Here is a 10530-nt window from a genome sequence, read left to right as displayed (position 1 = left end):
GACGACGACGAGGCTCGCGCCGCGGACGATATCGCCTACCGCGAAGACGCCGGGCAGGTTGGTCATGCCGGTGACATGGTTGGCGCGAATGGTGCCCCAGCGGGTGATATTGAGGTCGGGTGAGCCGAACAGGTTTGGTAGGTCTTCAGGTTCAAAACCCAGCGCCGTGATCACCATATCGGTATCGAGTGTGAAATCGCCTTCCGGGTCCTGCTCGGGGGCGCGGCGGCCACTGGCGTCGGGAGCGCCGAGGCGCATCTTGCTGACATGCACCTTTTCGACGCTATCTGTGCCGTCGAACGCCTTGGGTGCGGAGAGCCAGACAAATTCGACGCCTTCTTCCTCGGCATTTGCGACTTCGCGCTGCGACCCCGGCATATTGTCGCGGTCGCGGCGATAAAGGCACTTCACTGACTTTGCGCCCTGGCGGATGGCGGTGCGGACGCAGTCCATCGCGGTATCGCCGCCGCCGATCACGACGACATTCTTGCCCTCGGCGTTCAGCGTGCCTTCGTCGAAGGCAGGAACGGCATCGCCAAAGCCCTTGCGGTTCGAAGCGGTGAGATAGTCGAGCGCCGCATGGATGCCCAACAGGCCTACGCCTGGTGTCTTGATGTCGCGTGCTTTGTAGACGCCGGTGGCGATTAGCACGCTGTCATGCTTTGCGCGCAAATCGTCGAGGCTGACATCGCGGCCCACTTCGAAATTGGTGTGGAAGACGATGCCTGCTTCCTTCAATCGCTCGACGCGGCGCATCACCACATCCTTTTCCAGCTTGAAGCCAGGGATGCCATAGGTGAGGAGGCCGCCTGCACGGTCATGCCTGTCGTAGATGTGGACGTCATAGCCCGCGACGCGCAGATATTCTGCCGCCGTCAGCCCGCCGGGGCCGGCACCGATGATGCCGACTGATTGGCCGCGCGCCGGGCTAACCTGAATTGGTTCGACCCAGCCTTCGGCCCAAGCGGTGTCGGTGATATATTTCTCAACACTGCCAATCGTGACCGCGCCATGGCCTGAAAATTCGATGACGCAATTGCCTTCGCAGAGGCGGTCCTGTGGGCAGATGCGGCCACAGATTTCGGGCATGGTGCTCGTCAGGTTCGACAGTTCATAGGCTTCGCGCAACCGACCCTCTGCGGTGAGGCGCAGCCAGTCGGGGATGTGGTTGCCTAGCGGGCAATGCACCGAGCAGTAAGGCACGCCGCATTGCGAACAGCGGGAAGCCTGCTCTGTCGCCGTTTCAGGCGCTTAGCGGTTGGCGATTTCCTGAAAGTCTTCGGCACGCAATACGGCCTCCCGCTTTTCAGGGAAGGATTGGCCTGTGCCAACGAATTTGAGCATGCGTTCTTGTGCCATGCCGCGGCCATAGCGAGACACCTGACCTATGTTCAAGGTCTATTCGGCCATATAGGGTAAATATACTGACCTATTATAGCGCATTTGAAACCAAGTTAGTTCCGTCTGCAACTTTATTTCAATTTAAAAGGGCCGTTACGGACTTATATCGCTCCTAGCCATATCAAAGCCGCGACCCCCGCTATGATTCGATACCAGGCAAAGGGCCCGAACCCGTAACGGGTCACCACCGCGAGAAAGGCCTTCACCACCGCCCAGGCGACAAAGAAGGAGACGACAAAGCCTACTGCCAGCAACCCCATATCGTCCGCGCTCACTTCGCTGCGGTGCTTGTAGAGCTGCAACGCAGTGGCGCCAGTGAGAGTTGGGAGGGCGAGGAAAAAGCTGAATTCGGCGGCGGTCTTTCGGTCGACCCCCATCGCCATAGCCCCCAATATCGTCGCGCCGGAGCGGCTGACCCCGGGGATCATCGCAAGGCACTGAACCACGCCGACCATAGCTGAGCGTTGCCAACTGATTTCGGCCACCCCGCCCATTTCTTGCGGTTTGGCGTAGCGTTCCACCACCAATATCGCAAAGCCGCCAATGATCAGCGCCCATGCGACAATCGCCGCATTTTCGAGCATCAGTTCGATCGCGTCGCCAAAGGCCAGCCCCAGCACCACGGCCGGGATGAAGGCCAGCAACAGGTTGCGGGTAAAGGCCACGGCCTTTGCGTCCCATTTGAACAACCCGGTAAACACCTCCCAGAAGGTCCGCCAGTAGAGCACTACAATCGCCAGGATCGCGCCAGGCTGGATGGCGATGTTGAACAGCGCCCAACGCTTGGCATCATAGCCCATCAGCTCGGTCGCGAGGATCAAATGCCCGGTAGAGGATACGGGGAGGAATTCGGTGATGCCTTCAACAATGCCGAGGATCACGGCGGTCCAGAATTCACTCATCTGCAAATTTTCCCCCAAGTCTCGGCTAATCAACCGCAGTAGTAGGTCTGATCGATAACGGTAGGTTCGAAAACGAGTCGGATTCTTGTGTCTGCAGACCCATTTGCACCGTATACAATTCTTATATGTTCGTATTTTCGAGCGTCACAAGCTGAAATGATCGCTTCGTTTTCGTCGATCCAGCGAACGTCAAAGGGCCAGCCATCGCCGAAGAACACCAGATGCTCTTCTTCACTTTCATTCCCGGCATCTTGGACCAAATATACTCGTGCTCGAGCCGTGCCTGCAGCCCCGGGATCTGCAATTTCTAATCGCATTGTTTTCGTGCCGTCTGGTGATTTGAAGTCACTCGAACTGTGGCTGCGGCAAGCAGCCAGCGATAGGCTGGAAACGCAGAGCAAGATTATTGCCAGCAATCGCGCAGCGATCATGCCGCCGCCGCATCACCAAAGCGGCCATGCTTGCGATAGAGCGTCAGCCAGTCATGCGCCACGGCATCAAGCGGCGTGGCGGTAATGCCTAGCGCTTCCAACCCGTTCGCGCCCGACACAACATTATCCTGCGCCAGCATCTTGAGCTGATCGCCCGAAATCGGCCCGCCGGGGATGAAGGTGAGCAGCTTGGCGGCTGCATCGGGCACAGGCACAAACAGCTTCTTGTGTCCGGTCGCCTTGGCGATCCATTCGTTCAGTTGCAGCATCGAGAAAATCTGCGGCCCGCCAAGTTCGAGCGTCTGCCCGCCCGGGCCCTGCAACGCAGCGACCACGGCGCGCGCGACATCCCCTACAAACACCGGCTGAAATTTCGTATCGGCACCAATCACCGGCACAATGGGCAGCATCCGGATCAATCCGGCGAAGCGGTTGATGAACTGGTCCTCACGGCCAAAGATGATTGAGGGGCGCAGGATGCTGGCGCTGGAGAAAGCCGCGCGCACCGCCGCTTCGCCACCCGCCTTGCTGCGCCCATATTCAGCTTCGCTACTCGCGTCTGCGCCGATCGCCGACATATGGACGAAGGCGGTAACGCCAGCCTTGGCCGCCGCTTGAGCGACATTCGCCGCACCCACGCGCTGGATCGCATCCAGATTGTCAAAGCTGCCGACAAGATTCACCGCCATGTCTGCGCCGACCAGAGCGTTGGCAACGGTCGCGGGCTTGGTAATGTCAGCGGCGCAGAGCGAAACCTGGCCGAGATTGCCCAACGGCTTCACGATCACCGCACCGCGCGTATCGCGCACCGCGACGCGCACACGGGCACCCGCCGCGCAAAGTGCCTGCACCACATAACGCCCGACAAAACCGCCGCCGCCGAAAACCGTCACCAATTTGCCCGAAAGATCGCTCATCATTTGCCCAGTTGAAAAGGGGAGAAAGGATGGACCGCGCTTTGCACCAGCAAGGGTCGGGTTTCAAGGGGGGAGGGGAGCGATTTCATCCCTCTCTCTCCTCCCCATCGACTTGCGATGGGGAGGGGGACCGCGCCGAAGGCGTGGTGGAGGGGACTGCAACGTCGAAGGTCCCTCCATCAGTCGCCGCTCTCGCGCCGCCTGCCACCTCCCCATCGCAAGTCGATGGGGAGGACAAATAACCCCAGGCAAAAACTGCCCGTGCAATGGAGGGGGATTGATTGGGGCGGGGGAGCGGGTAGAACGGAGCAAAGGGGATTTTCTTTGAGCCGTCAGCTTATCAATGAATATCGTGCCGAACTGGATAGGCTCCGCCAAATATCCGGCAGTCGCCGTGAAAGCGTATTGCGCGAAGCCTTCAAGGATTTACTCAAACGGTGGGGCAAAAGTCAGGATCTGATCTTTGCGCCCGAACATGATATTGTGACGCCCAAGGACAATCGCATCTATGTCGATGGCGTGCTTCTACACAGCTTGCGCGTCCCTTTTGGCCATTGGGAGGCAAAGGACGAAAGCGACGATCTGAATAAAGAGATCGAGGCCAAATTTCGCAAGGGCTATCCCAAGGAAAATATCGTCTTCACCGATGACGTAACCGCCGTCCTTTGGCAGGACGGACACGAAATCGATCGTGCCGCCATGGACGATACCGATGCCCTTTTCAGGCTGATGAGCCGTTTCTTCGCGCACGAACGCGCCGAAATTGCAGATTTCAAAAAGGCCGTGGCGCAATTTGGCAAAGACTTGCCAGATGTACTGAATGCCCTGCGTGAAATGATTGCCGAAAAGCGCGCCGCATCATCCGATTTCGCCCGCGCCGAAAAGGCATTCCTCGATCACGCCCGCGACGCGATCAATCCGGCGGTCAGCGAAGAGGATGTGCAGGAAATGCTGATCCAGCATATCCTGACCGAAGATATTTTCGCCAAGGTGTTCGATAACCCCGAATTCCATCAGCAGAATAATGTCGCGAAAGAGCTTTATGCGCTTGAAGGCAAACTGTTCGGCTATGGCGAAAAGACCCGCCTGCTAAAGGCTCTGGCGCCTTATTATGCGGGAATCGATGCCACTGCATCGCTGATCGAAAGCCATTCGGAAAAGCAGGGTTTTCTGAAGGCGCTGTATGAGAATTTCTACAAGGTCTATAATCCGCTCGCCGCTGACCGCTTGGGCGTGGTCTATACGCCCGGCGAAATCGTCCGCTTCATGATACGCAGCGCCGATTGGTTGTGCGAAAAACATTTCGGCAAGAATTTGGTCGACAAGGGAGTGGAGATACTCGACCCGGCCACCGGAACCGGCACCTTCATTGTCGAACTGCTTGAACATTTCCGGGGCAATCATGAAAAGCTGCGGCACAAATATAAGGAGGAATTGCACGCCAATGAGGTTGCAATCCTACCTTACTATGTGGCGAACCTGAATATAGAGGCAACCTATCACGCCATCACCGGCCAGTTTGCCGAATATCCCAATCTCTGCTTTGTCGACACGCTCGATAATGTTGCTGCCTTGGGCATCTATGCGGGGCACCAGCATGATATGTTCGGCGGTATCGCCGATGAAAATATGGCGCGGGTAAAGCGGCAGAACGAACGCAAGATCAGCGTCATCATCGGCAACCCGCCCTATAATGCCAATCAACAGAACGAGAATGATAACAACAAGAACCGCGCCTATGCGCGCGTCGATGAACGCATCAAGCAAACCTATATCAAGGCAAGCACGGCACAAAAGACCAAGCTATATGATATGTATTCACGCTTTTTCCGCTGGGCGACTGACCGGCTGAACGAAGACGGGGTGCTGGCCTTCATCACCAACCGCAGCTTCATTGAAAGCCGGACGTTCGACGGTTTCCGCAAGATGGTGGCGCAGGATTTCAATGAAATATGGGTTATCGATTTGGGTGGCGACGTACGGGCTAACCCGAAACTATCGGGCACCAAACATAATGTGTTTGGCATCCAGACCGGCGTGGCGATTTGCTATCTGGTGCGGAAGAAGGGCCTTCAAGGTTGCACGATCCGTTATATCCGGCGGCCTGAAGATGAGACGGCCGAGGATAAGCTAAGTTGGATCGGTGGAGCGAACCTGCAAGCGTTGCCATTGACCGAGGTGAAACCCAATTCAAGGCAAGATTGGCTAAATACTGAGAGCGTCGGCGGATGGGATGAGATGCTGCCAATTGGTGATTCCGCGACGAAGGCTGCAGTTTCCTCAAGCAAAGAAAGATCCATATTCAAACTGTTTGCCATCGGTGTATCAACTAATCGTGACGAATGGGTTTTCGATAGGAGCGCTAGCTTACTAAATTCCAAAGCCGCTGAACTGCGTGCAGGATTTGACAATGCCGCAAAGTCAGGAATTGTAGATGGTGCAATCAAATGGTCACGCAACTTGAAAGGTTGGCTTGCACGGTCAAAATCTGGAACGCCCGTTGACCGGGGCACAATCCGGCAATCGTTGTATAGACCCTTTACCTCCCGAGCAATTTACGATTCAAATACGTTTGTTGATGAACGAGGTGCGCTTGATCGTTACCTACCCGTCGGCGAAAATGAACCAATCATTGCGCTGACAGGTGCTCCAGCTAGTAAGCCATTCCACTTGATAGCCACGCCGCTCGTCCCGTCACTCGATCTTATAGAAAAGACAAAACTGTTCCCTCGCTATCGCTTCACAAAGTCCGGCGAGCGGGTGGACAATGTCACCGATTGGGCGGTGCAGCAGTTTAAGAGCCATTATGGCGACACGACCTCGATCTCGAAGGACGTGATCTTCGCCTATTGCTATGCCGTGCTCCACGATCCGCTCTATCGCGAAAAATATGCGCTCAATCTGAAACGCGAATTTCCGCGCATCCCCTTCTACCCCGATTTCGCGCAATGGGTGGCATGGGGGCAGGCGCTGCTCGATCTGCATATCGGCTATGAAAAGGTGAAACCGTTCAAGCTGAAACGCACCGATACGCCGAACCCCAAACGCGCCGATGGCACCCATCCCAAGCCAAAGCTGAAAAGCAATCCTGAAACGGGCAATATCGTGATCGACGAGGATACCCAGCTATCGGGCATTCCCCGCGAAGCATGGGATTATCGCCTCGGCAACCGCAGCGGCATCGACTGGGTGCTTGACCAGCACAAGGAAAAGACCCCGCGCGACCCGACCATCCGCGAAAAATTCAACACCTATCGCTTCGCCGACTACAAGGAGAGCTGCATCGACCTGCTGGCCAAGGTGGTGCAGGTGAGTGTGGAAACGGTGGCGATCACCGAAGCGATGAAGGCGCTTGATCGTTCAGCGTGGGATTGAGACAAAACCCCCAACCCGAGTGTTGACAAGCCGCCAACACCCGTTAAAGGAGCGCGCCTACCCTGATGCGGGGCGCTTCGCCACGGCGAAGAATTGCCGCATCCCGTGCCCAGATGGCGGAATTGGTAGACGCACCAGCTTCAGGTGCTGGCGCTCGCAAGGGCGTGGAGGTTCGAGTCCTCTTCTGGGCACCATTTTTCAATCCCAAGGCATCCCAAGAGGGTCGACAAAACGGCAGAATTCTGCCATTAATTGCTCTCACCGTTCCCGTGCAGTGTCAAGCGATACCATACGGTCTGGTGCCATGAAATGTCATATTTCGGGCCAATGGCCCCACCCAAAAATGCTTCATGGCACCACATCTTGATGGCCTTGCCGACCCTCTCGCGGGAACCCGATGAGGAGAGTCGCAAATGCCGCTTACAGAGTTGCAAATCCGCAATGCCCGGTCTGGCGAAAAGATCATCCAGCTTGGCGATGATCGAGGCCTCTATCTGGAGGTCCATCCCAACGGGTCAAAACTGTGGCGATACAAATATCGGCACGCAGCCAAGCAGAAGCGTCTTGCCCTTGGTCGCTATCCCGATGTTGGCTTGGCCGAAGCGCGGCGGCGACGGGACGAAGCCCGACGGCAGCTTGAAAGCGGGATCGATCCCTTGATGGCGCGGAAGCGGGAAAAGCTGACAGCCGCTTTCAATGCTGCGAACAGTTTTGGTGACGTAGCCAAGGAATATATCGACAAGATGGTCGCAGAAGGTCGCGCCGATACCACGATTAGCAAGGTGAACTGGCTGCTGGAGCAGTTGCAGCCAATTGCTGCCTTCCCAATCACCGACCTTAAGCCGATGGATGTTCTGGCTGCGCTCAAGCGTATCGAGGCGCGTGGCAAGTATGAAACCGCACGGCGGTGTCGATCATTTGCTGGCCGCGTGTTTCGCTATGCCGTGGCAACGGGGCGGGGAGAGACGGACCCGACTGCAATTTTGCGGGGCGCAATGATCGTTCCCAAGGTCAAGCATCATGCCGCCATCCTCGAACCAGCGCAGCTCGGAGAATTGCTCCGCTCGATAGATAGCTATTCGGGGCATGCGATCACGCGGCTGGCGATGCAGGTCTCTCCGCACGTCATGGCGCGACCCGGCGAAATCCGCAAAGCGACCTGGGCCGAGTTCGATCTGGACAATGCTGTGTGGAAAATTCCCGCCGAACGCATGAAGATGCGTCGCCCGCATGAAATTCCATTGTCGCGGCAGGTGCTGGCCTATCTTGAAGAGCTGTCCGCTTTGACGGGACCGACCGGCTTCGTGTTTCCGGCCTTCCATACGTTCAAGCGCCCTCTCAGCGAGAACACGGTCAATCAGGCGTTCCGGCGATTAGGCTATGCGGTGGGTGAGGTGACCGCCCACGGATTACGTACCACTGCCTCAACGCTGCTCAACGAGAGCGGCAAATGGGCACCCGACGCTATCGAGCGGTCGCTTGCCCATTCCGATGCGAACAGCGTTCGCGGCGTCTATAATCGCGGGCGTTATTGGGACGAACGCGTGGCAATGCACCAATGGTGGAGCGATTATCTCGACCAGCTACGCCTTGGCGGGGGTGTTGTGCCGTTTCCAGAGCCGGACCGGACCGCGAAAAAATCACGTTCGCACCTTAAGGCGGTTTGAACGGGCGGTGCGCGGGGCTAGGTCAAGGTCAGCCAGCGTGCTCGTTTCGAAAGCCAACTGGATCGGCGATCCATTGGTTTACGGCGGACTCGCGCCAGCCAGCGCCATGGATGCTGATCCGGACCTGACACGGGAAGGTGCCCTCGGCGATCTTGCGATACATGGTCGAGCGCGAAAGGCCGGTGCGGGAAAGCACGGTTTTGAGGCGGATAATTCGTTCTGGGTCGGACATGGGACGCACTTCCATTCTTTGACAGTCATTGGTTCCCCATGAGCAAAGGATTGGCGAAACAAATTGCCCGCGCAAGGGCCTGTTGGGTGACGGTTAGCGCAGGCGGACGAAAGGCGGTAATCGGCGGTGAACGGCTACGGACGGCTGTGATCGAACAGAGCCGACTATGGACGGCGGTGCGTGGTGGCGCAGGGCGGGACTTTATTCTTGATGAATCGGTCGAAATTGCATCGGCAGCCGGAAAAGCCGCTCAATTGGACGCCAAAGCTGGACAGTCGTGGCCGAAATGTTCGCCGCCATTGCCGGTGTTTGACGGCATTAATCTGAGTCCATCGCAAAGTGAATAAATGGTTGAGGGTGTATGGTGTCACTTGACGCCGAACGATTTTGTTGCTAGGAGGCGCCATGAAGATCAGGAACGTGATCCACAGAGGGTTGCGGCGCTTTATCGAGAATGATGACGCCAGCGGGTTGCAGCCCGCTATTGTCACCAAGGTGCAGCGTATCGTTTCCTTCCTCCAGGACATGGAGCGCGAGGAGGAGCTTCGTACCGTGCCAAGCTGGAAAGCACATATGCTGACCGGCGACCGCAAGGGGACGTGGAGCCTGTTCGTGACCAAGAACTGGCGGATGACGTTTCGGATTGACCGTCAAGATATCGAGATCATCGACCTTGACTATGAAGACTATCACTAGGAACTGGCACTAGGAGCTGGACATGAGCGCAATCGCAGGCATCCGCATGAAGAACCCGGCGCATCCGGGCGGTTTCGTGAAATCGGAAATCATCGAGCCACTGGGCTTGTCGGTGACGGCAGCGGCGCAGGTGCTGGGCGTCACCCGCGCCACGCTCTCGACCTTGCTGAACGAACATTCGCAGCTTTCGTCCGAAATGGCGCTGCGGATCGAAAAGGCATTCGGCGTGTCGATGGACACGCTTATGCGGATGCAGAACAGCTATGACATCGCGCAGGCTCGGAAGCGCGAGGGGGAGATCAAGGTGCTGCCATTCAAGGGTTTGCCGGAAGACAATCGCGCATCGGCAACGCTTTGAGCGAAATGCAGCTGGTCATGAGCGGTTCGACAACATTTGCGGCACGCCGGCTTGAAGCCGGTTTTTCGGTAGCGGACATTGCCGAGGAATTCGGCGTGCTGCCCGAACTGGTTTGTGAATGGGACGAGGGCAAGGCGCAGCCGCCCGCGCATATCATACGCTCGCTGGAAACCATCGGGCGGATCGGTGCCAGCGAACGACCTACCGGCATCAAGCCGCCGCAGGCCGAGTTCGATGCCATCCGCGACGAGGGTCCGCTTTTCACACCCGATAAGCTAATTAAATCGAAAAAGCGCGTTGCCGATCATGGAGAGGTTTTTACGCCGCCTTGGCTGGTCGAAAAAATGCTCGATCTCGTGAAGGGTGAAACCGAGCGAATAGACAGCCGCTTTCTCGAACCCGCCTGCGGCAGTGGCAATTTCCTTGTTCCGATCCTGCAACGCAAACTGGCGGCGGTGGAGCTGAAATATGGCAGGGCGGGGTTTGGGAAGCGGCATTATGGGCTTGTCGGGTTGGCTTTTTGCTATGGCATCGGATTGCTGGGGGGCAAA

At 57.1% G+C, this 10530-nt stretch carries 9 protein-coding genes, 1 tRNA gene and 2 pseudogenes; 7 read left to right on the top strand and 5 right to left on the bottom strand.

Annotated elements, in window-relative coordinates; all coding sequences use genetic code 11:
• The 4 genes and pseudogenes from Q0239_RS03915 to Q0239_RS03900 all read right to left on the bottom strand — a co-directional run.
• Positions 1 to 1359: pseudogene (locus Q0239_RS03915) on the bottom strand (NAD(P)-dependent oxidoreductase); the annotation flags it as partial.
• Positions 1360 to 1502: 143 nt separating this feature from the next.
• Positions 1503 to 2303: an undecaprenyl-diphosphate phosphatase gene (locus Q0239_RS03910; protein ID WP_298598729.1), complete on the bottom strand. Its 801-nt coding sequence runs from the start codon at positions 2301 to 2303 to the stop codon at positions 1503 to 1505.
• A 29-nt stretch (positions 2304 to 2332) separates the two neighbouring features.
• The gene (locus tag Q0239_RS03905; protein ID WP_298598726.1) at positions 2333 to 2734 is read right to left on the bottom strand and encodes a hypothetical protein; all 402 of its coding nucleotides are present in this window, start codon (positions 2732 to 2734) and stop codon (positions 2333 to 2335) included.
• Positions 2731 to 3651: a complex I NDUFA9 subunit family protein gene (locus Q0239_RS03900; protein ID WP_298598732.1), complete on the bottom strand. Its 921-nt coding sequence runs from the start codon at positions 3649 to 3651 to the stop codon at positions 2731 to 2733. Before Q0239_RS03900 ends, Q0239_RS03905 begins: the two co-directional genes overlap by 4 nt.
• Positions 3652 to 3975: 324 nt before the next feature.
• Here Q0239_RS03900 and Q0239_RS03895 point away from each other — a divergent pair, with 324 nt between their 5' ends.
• The 3 genes from Q0239_RS03895 (at position 3976) to Q0239_RS03885 (ending at position 8693) form a co-directional block, all read left to right on the top strand.
• Entirely contained in the window at positions 3976 to 7026 is a 3051-nt protein-coding gene (locus Q0239_RS03895; RefSeq protein WP_298598723.1) for a type ISP restriction/modification enzyme, read from the top strand.
• Between the two features lie 107 nt (positions 7027 to 7133).
• Positions 7134 to 7220: transfer RNA gene (locus tag Q0239_RS03890), tRNA-Leu, on the top strand.
• 219 nt (positions 7221 to 7439) lie between these two features.
• Positions 7440 to 8693, top strand: a complete 1254-nt coding sequence (locus Q0239_RS03885; protein ID WP_298598721.1) for an integrase arm-type DNA-binding domain-containing protein — start codon at positions 7440 to 7442, stop codon at positions 8691 to 8693.
• A gap of 28 nt (positions 8694 to 8721) precedes the next feature.
• Here the strand turns inward: Q0239_RS03885 and Q0239_RS03880 are convergent, their stop codons facing one another.
• Positions 8722 to 8925 (bottom strand): AlpA family transcriptional regulator, encoded by a 204-nt coding sequence (locus tag Q0239_RS03880; RefSeq protein WP_298598718.1) that lies wholly within the window; start codon positions 8923 to 8925, stop codon positions 8722 to 8724.
• An 86-nt stretch (positions 8926 to 9011) separates the two neighbouring features.
• Between Q0239_RS03880 and Q0239_RS03875 the strand changes: the two genes are divergently transcribed.
• The 4 genes and pseudogenes from Q0239_RS03875 to Q0239_RS03860 all read left to right on the top strand — a co-directional run.
• Positions 9012 to 9272 carry a hypothetical protein gene (locus tag Q0239_RS03875; RefSeq protein ID WP_298598715.1) on the top strand — a complete coding sequence of 87 codons (261 nt, stop codon included), beginning with the start codon at positions 9012 to 9014 and terminating at the stop codon, positions 9270 to 9272.
• Between the two features lie 58 nt (positions 9273 to 9330).
• A complete protein-coding gene (locus Q0239_RS03870) occupies positions 9331 to 9621 on the top strand; it encodes a type II toxin-antitoxin system RelE/ParE family toxin (RefSeq protein ID WP_298598712.1) in 291 nt (96 codons plus the stop codon).
• 22 nt (positions 9622 to 9643) lie between these two features.
• Entirely contained in the window at positions 9644 to 9979 is a 336-nt protein-coding gene (locus Q0239_RS03865) for a HigA family addiction module antitoxin (RefSeq protein WP_298598710.1), read from the top strand.
• A gap of 17 nt (positions 9980 to 9996) precedes the next feature.
• A pseudogene (locus tag Q0239_RS03860) lies at positions 9997 to 10530 on the top strand (N-6 DNA methylase); the annotation flags it as partial.

This window comes from uncultured Sphingorhabdus sp. (assembly GCF_937872355.1).
In the GTDB taxonomy this organism is placed as follows: domain Bacteria; phylum Pseudomonadota; class Alphaproteobacteria; order Sphingomonadales; family Sphingomonadaceae; genus Sphingorhabdus_B.
This window is presented reverse-complemented; position numbering and strand designations above follow the sequence as displayed.